This is a genomic window from Serratia sp. szju, assembly GCF_044594185.1.
Classification (GTDB): domain Bacteria; phylum Pseudomonadota; class Gammaproteobacteria; order Enterobacterales; family Enterobacteriaceae; genus Serratia; species Serratia bockelmannii.
In genome coordinates, this window is the sequence record NZ_CP172576.1 from 3677304 (window position 1) to 3691573 (window position 14270).

Here is a 14270-nt window from a genome sequence, read left to right on the forward strand (position 1 = left end):
CTGGGTTTTGTTCAAATTTTTGCTGTAAATAAATGGAACAAACTTTGAAGGGAAACAAGCTGTTAAAGCGAGCGCCGGCAGGGCGCTCGCTAAAGAGGATCACGCCCGGGTGGCGCGCTTCATATTGCTGACAAAGGCCGCCAGCTTAGTCAGCATCTCCGCCGGGTTGGCATGGTGCTGTTCGATGATTTTGACGATTGCCGAGCCGGAGATCGCGCCGGCGGCCCCGGCCTGCAGCGCCGCCTTCACCTGCTCGGGTTCGGAGATGCCGAAGCCCTGCAGCGGCGGCGCGGCGTGATACTCGCGCAGCTTGTTCACCAGGTGATGCAACGGCAGCTGCGCTCGGCTTTCGGTGCCGGTGACGCCGGCGCGCGACAGCAGGTAGGTGTAGCCGCGGCCGTGCGACGCGATTTCACGCAGCAGATCGTCATCGGCGTTCGGCGGGCAGATGAAGATCGGTGCGATACCGTGGCGAATGGCCGCGGCGCGGAACGGCGCAGACTCTTCAAACGGCACGTCGGCGACCAGCACCGAATCCACGCCCACTTCGGCGCAGCGTTGGTAAAACGCATCGATGCCTTTATGGAACACCAGATTGGCGTACATCAGCAGCCCAATGGGAATGGTCGGGTGCTTCTGGCGGATGGCCGCCAGCATCTCGAAGCACTGGGTCGGCGTGACGCCGGCGGCGAAAGCGCGCAGCGTCGCGCTCTGGATAGTGGGGCCATCCGCCAGCGGATCGGAGAAGGGGATGCCCAACTCCAGCGCGTCCGCACCGGCTTCGATCAGGGTGTCGATAATCTGCAGCGATAGCGTCGGATTGGGATCGCCTAACGTCACGAACGGGACGAAGGCGCCTTCCTTGCTGCTTTCCAGACGCGTGAACAGTTGCTGATAACGTTCCATCAGATTTCTCCCCGAGCTTTCAAAATGTCGTGAACGGTAAATATGTCTTTGTCGCCGCGGCCGGACAGGTTGACCACCAAGATTTGCTCTTTCTGCGGCGTTTCACGGATCATTCTCAGCGCGTGCGCCAGGGCGTGTGAGGATTCCAGCGCCGGGATAATGCCTTCATGGCGCGACAGCGCCTTGAACGCTTCCAGCGCTTCGTCGTCGGTGATCGACACGTATTCGGCGCGGCCGGTGCTGTTCAGGTAGGCGTGCTGCGGCCCGACGGATGGGAAGTCCAGCCCGGCGGAAATCGAATAGGACTCTTCAATCTGGCCTTCGTCGGTCTGCATCATCGGCGCCTTCATGCCGAAGTAGATGCCGACGTGGCCGTGCTTGAGCGGCGCGCCGTGCTGACCGGTTTCGATACCCAGGCCGGCAGGTTCCACGCCGATAAGCCCAACGTCGGCGTCATCGATAAAATCGGCGAACATGCCGATGGCGTTGGAGCCGCCGCCGACGCAGGCGATGACCGCATCCGGCAGGCGGCCTTCGCGCTCCAGCACCTGCGCTTTGGTTTCTTCGCCGATCATGCGCTGGAATTCACGCACGATAGTCGGGTACGGATGCGGGCCGGCGGCGGTGCCGAGCATATAGTGCGCGGTTTCATAGCTGCCGGACCAGTCGCGCAACGCTTCGTTGCAGGCGTCTTTCAGGGTGGCGGAGCCGCTGTGCACCGGGATCACTTCCGCGCCCATCAGCCGCATGCGGAACACGTTCGGCGACTGGCGCTCGACGTCTTTGGCGCCCATATAGATGCGGCATTTCAGGCCGAGCAGCGCGCAGGCCAGCGCCGACGCGACGCCGTGTTGGCCTGCGCCGGTTTCCGCGATGATCTCGGTTTTGCCCATGCGCTTGGCCAGCAACGCCTGGCCCAGCACCTGGTTGGTCTTGTGTGCGCCGCCGTGCAGCAGGTCTTCACGCTTCAGATAAAGCTTGGTGTTGCTGCCGGCGGTGAGGTTTTTGCACAGCGTCAGCGCCGTCGGGCGGCCTGCGTAGTTCTTTAGCAGATCGATGAATTCCGCCTGAAACGCCGGATCGCGCTGAGCGCTGACAAAGGCTTCTTCCAGTTGTTTCAGGGCCGGCATCAGAATTTGCGGCACATACTGGCCACCAAATTCGCCGAAGTAGGGGTTAAGCAGCGTCATGAGAGTTCCCGTTATTATCCGTTATTAATGTTGAGCCGTATTCAGTAGGCGCGCAGGGTCTGGAAGACCGAGGCCAGGCGCGCGGGATCTTTGATGCCCGGTTCGCTTTCCACGCCGGAGTTGAAGTCCAGCCCGGCGCAGCCGAGCTTGGCCGCTTCGACGCAGTTGTCGGCGCGCAGGCCGCCCGCCAGCATCACGTTAGTCAGATCTTCGTCTTGCAATACCGACCAGTCGAAGCGTTGGCCGGTGCCACCGGCACCGTTGTCGAGCAGGTAGCGATCGACATACTGCAAATCGCGCGCCGGCACCTGATCTTTCACGCTCAGCGCTTTCCAGATGCGGCAATCGGCCGGCAAGCGGGCGCGCAGGGCGCTGATATAAGCCTGGTCTTCCGCGCCGTGTAATTGCACCGCGTGCAGACCGAGGCGCTCAACGGTCAACGCCACGGTCTCGACCTGGGCGTCGCAGAATACGCCGACGTACTTCAGCGGCGCGCCGGAAATCACTTCGCGGGCGCGGGTGATATCCACGTAGCGCGGGGAGCGGCCGACGAAAATCAGCCCGCCGTAGATGGCGCCCGCCTGATACGCGGCGGCGGCGTCCTGTGGGCGGGTCAGGCCGCACACTTTGTTGTCGCCCAGGATCACGCGGCGCACGGCGGCGCGCAGATCGGGTTCAGACATCAGCGCGCTGCCGATCAGAAAGCCGTTGGCGTAATGGCTCAGCTCGCGGATCTGCCCGTAGTTGTTGATGCCCGACTCGCTGATCACCGTCACGCCATGCGGCACGCGCGGCGCCAGTTGACGAGTACGGTCCAGATCGATGCTCAGATCGCGCAGATCGCGATTATTGATGCCGACCACGCGCGCTTCCAGCGCGATCGCCCGCTGCAGCTCTTCTTCACTGATCACTTCGGTCAGCACGCCCATATTGAGGCTGTGGGCCACCGCGGCCAGCTGGCGGTACTGCTCGTCGGTCAACACCGACAGCATCAGCAGAATGGCGTCGGCCTGATAGTAGCGCGCCAGGTAAATCTGATACGGGTCGATGATAAAGTCTTTGCACAATACCGGCTGGCTGACGGTTTTACTGACCAGCGGCAGGAAATCAAAGCTGCCCTGGAAGTATTTCTCGTCGGTCAGCACCGAGATCGCCGAGGCGAAATCTTTATAGACCGTGGCGATCTCCACCGGATCAAAGTTTTCGCGAATCAGCCCCTTGGAAGGCGAGGCCTTCTTGCATTCGAGAATGAAAGCCGTCCGGGTGCCCTGCAGCGCGTGGTAGAAGCTGCGTTCGCTCGGTACGATGTCATTCTGAAAGCCGGCCAGGGGCTGTTGCTGTTGTCGCGCCGCGATCCATTGCGCTTTGTCGCGGACAATCTTGTGTAGCACGGTTTCCTGCATCATTTATCCTCTTGCCGCCAGTGCGATGACACGCTCATAGGCCTGCCCGCTGTTGATCATATCCAGTGCCTGCCGCGCATTTTGGCGCAGGTCTTCATGTCCGAATAACTTCAGAAGCAACGCGACGTTGGCCGCGACCGCCGCGGCGTGCGCCGGCTCGCCTTTACCTTGTAACAGCCGCGCCAAAATGTCACGGTTTTCTTCCGGCGTGCCGCCCAGCAAGGCTTCCAGCGGATAGGTTTCCAATCCGAAGGACTGCGGCGTGAGCTGGTAGCTGCTGATTTCGCCGTTGTTCAATTCCGCTACGTGCGTCGGGGCGTGGATCGCCACCTCGTCCATGCCGCCGCCGTGAACCACCGCCGCACGTTGATAACCCAGCACGCGCAGGGTTTCGGCAATCGGCAGCACCAGTTCCGGGCTGTATACGCCGATCAGCGCCAGCGGCGGACGCGCCGGGTTAATCAGCGGGCCCAGCACGTTGAACAGCGTGCGGGTCTTCAGCTGCTGGCGCACCGGCATGGCGTGGCGAAAACCGGTGTGGTACTGCGGCGCGAACAGGAAGCACACGCCGAGGTCGTCCAGCGCCTTGCGCGCTTCTTCCGCCGGCAGATCCAGACGGATGCCGAACGCCGCCAGCAGATCCGAAGAGCCGGAACGGCTGGAGACGCTGCGGTTGCCGTGTTTGGCGATTTTCGCGCCGCACGCCGCCGCCACAAAGGCGCTGGCGGTGGAAATATTGATGCTGTTGGTGCCGTCGCCGCCGGTGCCGACGATATCGGCGAACGGGTAGTCAGGGCGCGGAAACGGCTGAGCGTCGTCCAGCAGCGCTTTGGCGGCGCCGGCGATCTCTTCCGGGCGCTCGCCGCGGACTTTCATGCTGATCAACGCCGCCGCCAGTTGGCTAGGTTCCAGTTCGCCGCGCACGATAGCGCTGAACAGCTGTTGACTTTCCTGCTGGCTCATCGACTCGGCGCGGTACAGTTTCTCAAGAATAGGTTGCATCGTCGTGTTCCTTATATTACTTCGCCAGCGCCCAGGCGAGGGTCTGCTCAAGCAGGCGCGCGCCATGGGTGGTCAGAATCGATTCCGGGTGGAACTGGAAGCCGCACACGCGGCGGTGGTCGTCGCGCACCGCCATCACCATCTCGCCGAAATGGGCGTTGACGGTGAGATCGGCAGGGATGTTGCTGCCGACCAGCGAGTGGTAGCGCGCCACCGGCAGCGGGTTGGCCATGCCGGCGAACATGCCTTCGCCATCGTGAGCGATCGCCGAGGCTTTGCCGTGCAGGATCTCACCCGCCTGGCCGACCTGGCCGCCGTAGGCTTCGACGATCGCCTGGTGGCCGAGGCAGATGCCGATAATCGGCAGCCGACCGCGCAGGCGCTGCAGCAGTTCCGGCATGCAGCCCGCTTCGGACGGCGTGCCGGGGCCGGGCGACAGCATCAGTACCGGCTGGGTCATGTGCTCCAGGCGTTCGATGATCACCTCGGCGGCGATCTGGTTACGGTAAATCACCACCTGGTGGCCGCTGGCGCGCAGCTGATCGACCAGGTTGTAGGTAAAGGAGTCGACGTTGTCGAGCAGCAGGATATCGGCCATCAGAACACCTCCTTGGCATGGTGCGCAGTGGCGATGGCGCGCAGCACGGCACGGGCTTTATTACGGGTTTCGTCGGCTTCCGCCTGCGGGATGGAGTCCAGTACCACGCCGGCACCGGCCTGCACGGTGGCGATGCCGTCTTCGACGTAGGCTGAGCGAATGACGATGCAGGTATCCAGATCGCCGGTGGCGGTAAAGTAGCCTACCGCGCCGCCGTAGCTGCCGCGGCGCGTGCCTTCTGAGGCGGCGATCAGCTGCATCGCCCGCACTTTTGGCGCGCCGCTCAGGGTGCCCATATTCATGCAGGCCTGGTAGGCGTGCAGCACGTCGAGATCGGCGCGCAGGGTGCCCACCACCCGGGAAACCAGGTGCATGACGAACGAATAGCGATCCACTTTGGTCAGGTCGGCCACGTAGCGGCTGCCGGCCTGGCAGATGCGTGCCAGATCGTTGCGCGCCAGATCGACCAGCATCAGGTGCTCGGCCAGCTCTTTGTGGTCGGTGCGCATTTCCAGCTCAATGCGGCTGTCGAGATCCAGATCCAGCGAACCATCGGCACGGCGTCCGCGCGGGCGGGTGCCGGCGATCGGGTAGATTTCGATCTGGCGATTGCCCGCGTCGTATTTCAGCGCGCTCTCCGGCGAAGCGCCGAACAGGGTGAAGTCATCATCCTGCATGAAGAACATGTACGGGCTGGGGTTGTTGTCTTTCAACGTCTGGTAGGCCGCCAGCGGCGCCGGGCACGGCAGGGTGAAGCGGCGCGACGGCACCACCTGGAAAATCTCGCCCTGGCGGATCGCTTCCTGCAGCTCGCTGACCACCGCGCCGTACTCTTCGTCGCTCTGGTTACAGCTCAGCTGCATGTTTTCCAGCGTTTGGTGCGGGATCGGCTGCGGGGTTTGTTGCAACTCGGCCTGAAGTTGTTCCAGACGTTGCTGCAAACGCTGCGCTTCACTCGCTTGTTCACTGAAGACGCTGGCCTGCAGACGGGCCGTACCGCGTTGGTGATCAAGCACCAACAGCGTTTCAGCCAGATAGAAGCAGAAGTCCGGGCAGCGCTGATCCTGGCGCAGTGCCGGCAGGTCTTCGAAACCGGCGACCAAATCGTAGGCGAACAGGCCGCCCAGCATCACGGCTTCGCGCTCGTCCGCCGGAGAGTCCACCAGGGTCAGCAGCGTACGCAGCGCGTCGAACACCGACAGTGAGCGCAGGCGGGCATCTTCGTCCTGCACCGCGTCGATCGCCGGGAAGGTCAGCTCGCGGCCGTTGGGGCGTGCCTGGTTGCGTACCTCAGGCGGCAGCGCTTCGTCCAGCAGCGGCAGCAGCGCCGCGCCGTTGGCGGTCAGTGCCTGCACGCTGACGGTGTGGCCCAGTGCGGTAATGCGCAGCGCGCTGTCGATCACCAGCAGGCTCTGCAGATTCTGTTTGCTGTTGATTTCCGCCGATTCCAGCAGCAGGGTGGCCGGACGGGCGCCGCACAGCTGGTGGAAAAGGGTGGTGGGGTCGCCCCGGTAGCTGGCTTGCGCCTTCAGCAATGTCAGTTGTGGTTTGGTGTTCATCATCGGTGGTTCCAGTGAATTCTGTCCATAAAAAAGCCCGCATCAAGTGCGGGCTCAGGAAATCTGCATTGTCAGATGACAGCTATGCGCGATTACACCGCCCGCAAGAGGGAGGTACGCCACCAACCGTGAAGAGAAATATAGTTGTTCATTTGCCGACTCTCTCTGTTAACGCTCATCTGACACGGCCGTTGCCGTGAACTTGTGTACTAGTTAACTGGTTCGTGGCGGCAAAGTCAACCCTCTTTTTGCACAATGTTTTAGCGGCCAGCGTGAATTCTATTCATCATCCGCCTGGCGCCTGCGGCCAGGGCAGAATAGATTTCCGTCCGGCCGTCGATCGCGGGTATGATAGAAAACCAAGCCATTGCCGGATAGCCGTTTTGACAGACAGTAACCCCCCATCCACCGCTTTTACTCTGTACGATCTCCACAGCCACACGACCGCCTCCGACGGTTATCTGACGCCGACGCAGCTGGTACTGCGGGCGGTCGAGATGCGTGTAGGCGTGCTGGCGATCACCGATCACGATACCACCGCCGGATTGGCCGAGGCCGCCACGGCCATTGCGGAGCAGGCGTTGCCGCTGCGGTTGGTCAACGGGGTTGAAATCTCGACGCTGTGGGAAAATCATGAAATTCATATCGTTGGGTTGGGCATGGACGTCACGCATCCGGCGCTGGTGGCACTGTTGGCGGAACAAACCGAACGCCGCAACTGGCGGGCGCAGGAGATTGGCGTGCGCCTGGGTAAAGCGCGGATCCCTGACGCTTATGCCGGCGCGCAACGGCTGGCGGGCGCCGGCGCGGTCACCCGCGGCCATTTCGCCCGTTACCTGGTGGAGCTTGGCGTGGCGAACAACATGGCGCAGGTGTTCAAGAAATACTTGGCCAAGGGCAAAACCGGCTACGTGCCGCCGCAGTGGTGTACAATAGAACAAGCCATTGATGCGATTCATCAATCGGGCGGTCAGGCGGTGATGGCGCATCCCGGCCGTTACGATCTGACCGCGAAGTGGTTGAAACGTTTACTGGCGCATTTCGCCGAACACGGCGGCGACGCCATGGAAGTGGCGCAGTGTCAGCAGGCGCCGCATGAGCGCGCGCAGCTGGCGAAATACGCGCAGGACTACCACCTGTTGGCCTCGCAAGGCTCTGATTTCCATCAACCTTGTTCGTGGATCGAACTGGGGCGCAAGCTGTGGCTGCCGGGCGGTGTCGAGCCAGTGTGGCGCGATTGGCCGCAACCGGGCCAGGCGGTCTGATTTTACGCGCGTGGCAACGCGCGCGGGCATCATTTTAGGAGCAAGTCATGAGTCAGCTTTTTTATATTCATCCGGACAACCCGCAACCGCGTTTGATTAACCAGGCGGTCGACGTGCTACGCAAGGGCGGAGTGATCGTTTATCCCACCGATTCCGGCTATGCGTTGGGTTGCATGCTGGAAGAGAAGGCGGCGATGGAGCGCATTTGCCGCATCCGTCAACTGGACGGCAACCACAACTTTACCCTGATGTGCCGCGATCTGTCCGAATTATCGACCTATGCGCACGTCGATAACACGGCCTTCCGCCTGATCAAAAACAATACGCCGGGCCACTACACGTTCATTCTGAAGGCGACCAAAGAAGTGCCGCGCCGTCTGATGAATGAAAAGCGTAAAACTATCGGCCTGCGCGTGCCCTCAAACCCGATCGCGCTGGCGCTATTGGAGGCGTTGAACGAACCGATGATGTCCACCACCCTGATGCTGCCGGGCAATGATTTTGCCGAGTCCGATCCGGAAGAGATCAGCGATCATTTGGGCAAGGTGGTCGATCTGGTGATCCACGGCGGCTTCCTCGGCCAACAGCCGACAACGGTTATCGATCTGACCGAATCCACGCCAGAAGTGGTGCGCGAAGGGGCGGGCGACGCGGCGCCTTTCCGCTGATGTAAAAGGTTGCCACCTTGCCCATTGTCTGAAAATCGGCTGAAGCGAGGCTATTTCGCGTGAAAGCCGCTATTCTTGATTACTTCAGAATTGATAATGGGCAGGATGCGCAGCAATGATTAAACAGGTTTCTTTTTTAGCGGCCTTATTATTTTCCTCAATGGCAAATGCGGGTTTTTATTCAGGCAGCGGTTTGCTGGCGGAATCCGGCGGTTACGTAAAAAATAAAAGCGGTGAAGCCACCGTGGCCGAAGCGCTGAATGGTGGCATGTTTATGGGATACGTCGCCGGCGTATTCGATACCTATTCTATGCAGGGCAATCGCAATATCTGTCCGGCTGCCGGGATGAGCATCGGTGTCGCCGCCGACGCGGTGATGAAGTATTTGAACGAGCACCCAGAGCAACTGCATTATTCCGCTCCGTCGGTGATCATGCTGGCATTAAGCGCTGCCTATCCCTGCGTGCGCCATTAAGTTCCCGTTCCAATTAGTGCGCATTTTTTCTTAAGGTGCGCTCGGGGCGCATTCCGCACGAACTTCAATAGATCAATGCCTGCTGCGCTGTCACCTTATTCCCGTCGGTATTTCCCGAACGGGTCGGGGAGAGACGCGCAGGAGGTAATATGACCGCATTTCACAGTGCCAACATGATGCTCGACTATCAGGATATCGGCTCAGGGCCGCTCACGCTGGTGCTGTTGCCCGGCTGGTGCGAACCGAAAACCGTGTTCGAGCCGTTCATTGCTTTGGCGGCCGAACGTTATCGGGTGATCAACATCGACTGGCGGGGCCATGGCCTGTCGTCGAAAGCCGCGGAGATGTCGCTGACGGCGGACGATTTGCTGGAGGATGTGCGCCAACTGCTGACGGCGCTGCGTTTGGATAACGTGGTCACCCTGTCGGTGGCGCACGCCAGCTGGCTGGCGGTAGCGTTGGCTGAAGCGTTGCCGCAGCGGGTGCAGGGCATGGTGTTTCTCGACTGGATCATGACGCAGCCGGAACCGGCGTTCTTTACGGCGGTGAGCCGCATGCAGGAGCCGCAGCAGTGGCTGGCGGCGCGCGACGCCTTGTTCGACTTCTGGCAGGGCGGCATCCGCCACGATCGGGTCAAACGCCATCTGGAGGTTGAGATGGCGCAGGAAGATTACCGGCTCTGGCGTGCCGCCGGCGTGGCCATCGAACAGGCCTATCGGCAATTCGGCTCACCGCTGCAACGCCTGGCGGGAATGAGCGCACCGCCGCCGTGCCGGCACATCTACTCGTTGGATCGCCGTGACGACTATCTGCGGCAACAGCAGGCCTTTGCCGCCGAGCAGCCGTTTTTCTCCGTGGTGCGTCTCGGGGAGGCCCGCACTCACCTCGGCATTCTGGAACGGCCTGACTCGGTGCTGTGGGCTGTGGAGGATTTTTTGGCGCCGTGAACGCCGTCTGAAGGGGGGCACCGCCGATAAAGTGGGTTTCAACACCTTAGAAAGCCTGTATAATACGCGGTTCGATCCTGATAAACGTATTATGACCGTTGTGGCTGTTGGCCACGACGGTATCCCCCCGACGCCTGTGAAGGCGACATTAGAGGTTGCTCAATGAGCGAAAAGTTACAGAAAGTATTAGCGCGCGCCGGGCATGGCTCGCGTCGTGAAATCGAAACCATGATTGAAGCCGGGCGCGTCAGCGTCGACGGCAAGGTCGCCAAGCTGGGCGACCGCGTTGAAGTGACCCCGGCGATGAAAATTCGTCTGGATGGCCATGTCCTGTCGATCAAAGAATCCGAAGAGGTGGTTTGCCGGGTGCTGGCTTACTACAAACCGGAAGGCGAGCTGTGTACCCGCAGCGATCCTGAAGGCCGCCCGACGGTGTTCGATCGCTTGCCGAAGCTGCGCGGTTCACGCTGGGTGGCGGTAGGGCGACTGGACGTCAACACCTCCGGTCTGCTGTTGTTCACCACCGACGGTGAACTGGCGAACCGTCTGATGCACCCAAGCCGTGAAGTGGAACGTGAGTACGCGGTACGCGTGTTCGGCCAGGTCGACGATGCGAAAGTGAAGCAGCTGAGCAAGGGCGTGCAGCTGGAAGACGGCCCGGCCGCGTTCCGCACCATCAGCTTCCAGGGCGGTGAAGGCCTCAACCAGTGGTACAACGTGACCCTGACCGAAGGCCGCAACCGTGAAGTGCGTCGCCTGTGGGAAGCCGTGGGCGTGCAGGTGAGCCGCCTGATCCGCGTGCGCTACGGCGACATCGATCTGCCGAAAGGCCTGCCGCGTGGCGGCTGGGCGGAACTGGATCTGCCGGCGATCAACTACCTGCGCGAGCTGGTTGAATTGAAACCGGAAACGGTCAGCAAAATGCCGGTGGAGCGTGAGCGCCGCCGCGTGAAGGCTAACCAGATCCGCCGTGCGGTCAAGCGCCACTCTCAGGTGGCCGGCAGCGGCCGCCGCAGTGCGCCAGGCAGCAAGCCGGGTAAACCGGGCAAGCCAAGCAAACGCAGCTAATTCCTCATTCTGGCCCCGTTCGGGGCCAGAACTTTTTGTTACCAATCGATCCCCTGCTGCGCCTTCACGCCGGCATCGAACGCGTGTTTCACCGGCCGCATCTCCGTGACCGTATCCGCCAGTTCCAGCAAATCGCGATGGCAACCGCGCCCGGTCAAGATCACCGTTTGGTGCGCAGGGCGCCCCAGCAACGCTGCCTTCAGCTCTTCCAGTTCCAGATAGCCGTAGGTCAGCATGTAGGTCACTTCGTCCAGCAGCACCAGATCCAGGCTGCTGTCGGCCAGCATGCGCTTGCCGTGCTGCCACACCGCCTGGCAGGCGGCGGTATCGCCGGCTTTATTCTGCGTCTCCCAGGTAAAACCGGTGGCCATCACCTGGAATTCAACGCCGTGTTGCTGCAGCAGATTCTTTTCGCCATTGGGCCACTCGCCCTTGATGAACTGGATCACCCCGGCGCGCATGCCGTGGCCAACCGCCCGGGTGACGGTGCCGAAGGCGGCGGTGGTTTTACCCTTGCCGTTACCGGTAAACACCAGCAGCAGGCCGCGGGTATCCTGCGCCGCGGCGATGCGCGCATCGACCTGTTCTTTCAGGCGCTGCTGGCGCTGTTGATGACGATCTTCCGCCATGAAACGCTCCTTATTATTCGGCCGCGCCGGGTTTACGGTTCGGCTGCGCGTCGAAGCTCATGCCAGTTTTGCGGCGGCTGTCCTCGCCCATCAGATACAGGTACAACGGCATGATATCGGCGGGGGTCTTCAGTTTGTTCTTGTCTTCGTGTGGGAAGGCGGATGCGCGCATTTTGGTGCGGGTGCCACCCGGATTGATGCAGTTCACCCGCAAATTGCGAGTTTTGTACTCGTCGGCCAATACCTGCATCATGCCCTCGGTGGCGAACTTCGACACTGCATAGGCACCCCAGTCTGCGCGGCCGGTACGCCCGACGCTGGAGCTGGTGAACACCAGCGAACCGGCGTGGGATTTCAGCAGCAGTGGCAATAGTGCCTGGGTCAGCATAAAGGTGGCGTTGACGTTAACCTGCATCACCTCTTGCCACATGGTCATCGACAGCTCGGCCATCGGCGCGATGTCGCCGAGCAGGCCGGCGTTGTGCAGCACGCCGTCAAGGCGGGGGATCTGGCTAGCCAGATCGTCGGCTATCTGCCGGCATTGCTCCTGAGTGGCGTGCAGCAAGTCCAGCGTCACCACCAAGGCCGGGGCGCCGCCCTGGGCCGCAATTTCTTGTTGTACCGCCAGCAGTTTGCTCTCGGTACGGCCCAGCAGCACCAGTTGGGCACCGAAGCGCGCGTAGGTCAGCGCCGCTTCACGGCCGATGCCGTCACCGGCGCCGGTAACTAAAATGATACGTTGTTCGAGCAGGTCTTGTTTGGGTTGGTAATGCACGATACATCCTCGCCTGGGTGGCTGTTCTCCCGCGAATATCGGGGAGCAAGGGTGAAACGCGCGGCCGGGGCGGGAGCAAAGGCTCGACCGTCTGCGGGCCGCGCAGCGAATCCGTCTCATCGTATTGATGAATAATGGGTGTTATATGCCTTAATCCGCGGGCATTTTCAATGCGTAGCAGGCTGAAATGGCATTCTTTTGTAACAAAAGCGCGGCAGCGGCGGCTTGGTTCGACCGTAAATCGTCCCCATAGTGATGCTCCGTGCGCAATGAATTTTCATTTAGCCGCGACAGCAGCCGCTGCGGTTGGCTAGAATGGAAAGAAGTATACTAACAACCTGTAAATAAAGGCGGAATCTGTGGAGTTTATATCTGTTTATGGCCTGTTTCTGGCCAAGGTCGCCACGGTGGTGCTCGCCATCGCCGCGTTGGCCATATTGGCGGTCAGCCTGGGGCAACGCAAGAGCCGCCAAAAAGGGGAGTTGCAGCTGACCGACCTCGGCGAACAGTATCGCGAGATGCAGCGCGATATGCGCCTGGCGCGCATGGATGCCGCCGAGCAGAAGGTCTGGCTGAAACAGTTCAAGAAGCAGACCAAATCTGATGACAAATTGAAGAAGCAGCGCGCCAAGTCCGGCGCGGTGGAAGTGGCCAAGCCGTGCCTGTATGTGCTGGATTTCAAAGGCAGCATGGACGCGCATGAGGTGACGTCGTTGCGTGAAGAGATCTCGGCGGTGCTGGCGGTGGCGTCGGCGCAGGATGAAGTCCTGCTGCGCCTGGAAAGCCCTGGCGGGGTGGTGCATGGCTATGGCCTGGCGGCCTCGCAGTTGGAGCGCCTGCGCAAGGGCGGCATTCGCCTGACGGTAGCGGTGGATAAAGTGGCGGCCAGCGGCGGCTACATGATGGCCTGCGTCGCGGATCGCATCGTGGCGGCACCGTTCGCCATCATCGGTTCCATCGGCGTGGTGGCGCAGATCCCGAACTTCCACCGCCTGCTGAAAAAGAATGACATCGACGTGGAGCTGCACACCGCCGGGCAGTTCAAACGCACGCTGACGCTGTTCGGTGAAAACACCGAGCAAGGGCGCGAGAAGTTTCGCGAAGATCTGAACGAAACCCACGAACTGTTCAAGCGCTTCGTGCATGAGCAGCGCCCGTCGCTGGATATCGATAGCGTCGCCACCGGTGAGCACTGGTTCGGTTCTCAGGCCAAAGAAAAGGGGCTGATCGACGCCATCGGCACCAGCGACGATTTGCTGATCGCCGAGTTGGATAACCACGAAGTGATCGCCGTGCGCTACACGCGCCGCAAACGCCTGATGGATCGCTTCACCGGCAGCGCGGCGGAAAGCGTCGATCGTTTACTGTTGCGCTGGTGGCAGCGTGGGGAAAAGCCGTTGTTGTAACGGCGATGAGAGCAGGAATCAACGGGGGCCAGGTGCCCCCGTTTTCTTTACTCAATCGACCAGGTGGTATTTTTCCGAAAGCAGATGGGCCAAATGTTTAAACATATTAAATACCGCGGTGGTTTTGGCGGTGGGCAATCCGTCGGCATCCAAAAAGTATTCGCCGCGAAAAACTAAAACGCCGCTTTTTTGTTCAACGTCGGTGGCGAGCATGCCGTGCAGATAATCTTCGTGTTGGCGGATGATGTTATTTGCTTCCGCCAGTAGGGCCTCGCGGCCGATAGGTGCAGTATTCTTGTGCATTTATTAGACTCCAAACAAAAAACGCTGCGCATATTCTAACGCCGGTTCGCTTTTATCCGCAAACCGACTAAGGTTT

At 60.9% G+C, this 14270-nt stretch carries 13 protein-coding genes, 1 pseudogene and 1 other annotated feature; of the genes and pseudogenes, 6 read left to right on the forward strand and 8 right to left on the reverse strand.

Annotation, left to right across the window (positions count from 1 at the left end):
- Nucleotides 1–99 precede the first annotated feature (99 nt).
- The 5 genes and pseudogenes from trpA to RE418_RS17455 form a co-directional block, all read right to left on the reverse strand.
- A complete protein-coding gene (gene trpA / locus RE418_RS17435; RefSeq protein WP_025303052.1) occupies nucleotides 100–906 on the reverse strand; it encodes a tryptophan synthase subunit alpha in 807 nt (268 codons plus the stop codon).
- Complete coding sequence (gene trpB, locus RE418_RS17440) at nucleotides 906–2096, reverse strand: tryptophan synthase subunit beta (RefSeq protein WP_025303051.1); 1191 nt, start codon at nucleotides 2094–2096, stop codon at nucleotides 906–908. The genes trpA and trpB overlap by 1 nt, the downstream gene beginning before the upstream one ends.
- Nucleotides 2097–2137: 41 nt before the next feature.
- Complete coding sequence (trpCF, locus tag RE418_RS17445) at nucleotides 2138–3499, reverse strand: bifunctional indole-3-glycerol-phosphate synthase TrpC/phosphoribosylanthranilate isomerase TrpF (protein ID WP_342116479.1); 1362 nt, start codon at nucleotides 3497–3499, stop codon at nucleotides 2138–2140.
- A 3-nt stretch (nucleotides 3500–3502) separates the two neighbouring features.
- Nucleotides 3503–5099, reverse strand: a pseudogene (trpD, locus tag RE418_RS17450) (bifunctional anthranilate synthase glutamate amidotransferase component TrpG/anthranilate phosphoribosyltransferase TrpD).
- Nucleotides 5099–6661, reverse strand: a complete 1563-nt coding sequence (locus RE418_RS17455) for an anthranilate synthase component 1 (protein ID WP_025303047.1) — start codon at nucleotides 6659–6661, stop codon at nucleotides 5099–5101. The pseudogene trpD and the gene RE418_RS17455 overlap by 1 nt, the downstream one beginning before the upstream one ends.
- Before the next feature lie 24 nt (nucleotides 6662–6685).
- Nucleotides 6686–6789 (reverse strand) — a sequence feature (Trp leader region).
- A gap of 252 nt (nucleotides 6790–7041) precedes the next feature.
- Here RE418_RS17455 and RE418_RS17460 point away from each other — a divergent pair.
- From RE418_RS17460 to rluB, 5 genes are all read left to right on the forward strand, one after another.
- Nucleotides 7042–7923 (forward strand): PHP domain-containing protein, encoded by an 882-nt coding sequence (locus RE418_RS17460; protein WP_043142502.1) that lies wholly within the window; start codon nucleotides 7042–7044, stop codon nucleotides 7921–7923.
- Between the two features lie 47 nt (nucleotides 7924–7970).
- Nucleotides 7971–8591, forward strand: coding sequence for an L-threonylcarbamoyladenylate synthase (locus tag RE418_RS17465; protein WP_025303045.1), 621 nt, complete (start codon nucleotides 7971–7973; stop codon nucleotides 8589–8591).
- A 115-nt stretch (nucleotides 8592–8706) separates the two neighbouring features.
- A complete protein-coding gene (locus RE418_RS17470; RefSeq protein WP_025303044.1) occupies nucleotides 8707–9066 on the forward strand; it encodes a Rap1a/Tai family immunity protein in 360 nt (119 codons plus the stop codon).
- Between the two features lie 149 nt (nucleotides 9067–9215).
- Nucleotides 9216–10013 carry an alpha/beta fold hydrolase gene (locus tag RE418_RS17475; RefSeq protein ID WP_049205501.1) on the forward strand — a complete coding sequence of 266 codons (798 nt, stop codon included), beginning with the start codon at nucleotides 9216–9218 and terminating at the stop codon, nucleotides 10011–10013.
- Nucleotides 10014–10175: 162 nt separating this feature from the next.
- Complete coding sequence (gene rluB, locus RE418_RS17480; protein ID WP_025303042.1) at nucleotides 10176–11081, forward strand: 23S rRNA pseudouridine(2605) synthase RluB; 906 nt, start codon at nucleotides 10176–10178, stop codon at nucleotides 11079–11081.
- Nucleotides 11082–11119: 38 nt separating this feature from the next.
- Here the strand turns inward: rluB and cobO are convergent, their stop codons facing one another.
- Both cobO and RE418_RS17490 read right to left on the reverse strand, forming a co-directional pair.
- Nucleotides 11120–11710 (reverse strand): cob(I)yrinic acid a,c-diamide adenosyltransferase, encoded by a 591-nt coding sequence (gene cobO, locus RE418_RS17485; protein ID WP_049200634.1) that lies wholly within the window; start codon nucleotides 11708–11710, stop codon nucleotides 11120–11122.
- Between the two features lie 13 nt (nucleotides 11711–11723).
- Nucleotides 11724–12485 carry a YciK family oxidoreductase gene (locus RE418_RS17490; protein ID WP_025303040.1) on the reverse strand — a complete coding sequence of 254 codons (762 nt, stop codon included), beginning with the start codon at nucleotides 12483–12485 and terminating at the stop codon, nucleotides 11724–11726.
- A 359-nt stretch (nucleotides 12486–12844) separates the two neighbouring features.
- Between RE418_RS17490 and sohB the strand changes: the two genes are divergently transcribed.
- Entirely contained in the window at nucleotides 12845–13891 is a 1047-nt protein-coding gene (gene sohB, locus RE418_RS17495; protein ID WP_004930703.1) for a protease SohB, read from the forward strand.
- 51 nt (nucleotides 13892–13942) lie between these two features.
- Here the strand turns inward: sohB and RE418_RS17500 are convergent, their stop codons facing one another.
- Nucleotides 13943–14194 carry a YciN family protein gene (locus tag RE418_RS17500; RefSeq protein WP_025303039.1) on the reverse strand — a complete coding sequence of 84 codons (252 nt, stop codon included), beginning with the start codon at nucleotides 14192–14194 and terminating at the stop codon, nucleotides 13943–13945.
- Nucleotides 14195–14270: the final 76 nt, after the last annotated feature.

What these genes read in the sequence shown, in the direction of transcription:
- trpA (WP_025303052.1), bottom strand. Translation starts at nt 906, where the DNA reads ATGGAACGTTATCAGCAACTGTTCACGCGTCTGGAAAGCAGCAAGGAA.
- trpB (WP_025303051.1), bottom strand. Translation starts at nt 2,096, where the DNA reads ATGACGCTGCTTAACCCCTACTTCGGCGAATTTGGTGGCCAGTATGTG.
- trpCF (WP_342116479.1), bottom strand. Translation starts at nt 3,499, where the DNA reads ATGCAGGAAACCGTGCTACACAAGATTGTCCGCGACAAAGCGCAATGG.
- RE418_RS17455 (WP_025303047.1), bottom strand. Translation starts at nt 6,661, where the DNA reads ATGATGAACACCAAACCACAACTGACATTGCTGAAGGCGCAAGCCAGC.
- RE418_RS17465 (WP_025303045.1), top strand. Translation starts at nt 7,971, where the DNA reads ATGAGTCAGCTTTTTTATATTCATCCGGACAACCCGCAACCGCGTTTG.
- RE418_RS17470 (WP_025303044.1), top strand. Translation starts at nt 8,707, where the DNA reads ATGATTAAACAGGTTTCTTTTTTAGCGGCCTTATTATTTTCCTCAATG.
- RE418_RS17475 (WP_049205501.1), top strand. Translation starts at nt 9,216, where the DNA reads ATGACCGCATTTCACAGTGCCAACATGATGCTCGACTATCAGGATATC.
- rluB (WP_025303042.1), top strand. Translation starts at nt 10,176, where the DNA reads ATGAGCGAAAAGTTACAGAAAGTATTAGCGCGCGCCGGGCATGGCTCG.
- cobO (WP_049200634.1), bottom strand. Translation starts at nt 11,710, where the DNA reads ATGGCGGAAGATCGTCATCAACAGCGCCAGCAGCGCCTGAAAGAACAG.
- RE418_RS17500 (WP_025303039.1), bottom strand. Translation starts at nt 14,194, where the DNA reads ATGCACAAGAATACTGCACCTATCGGCCGCGAGGCCCTACTGGCGGAA.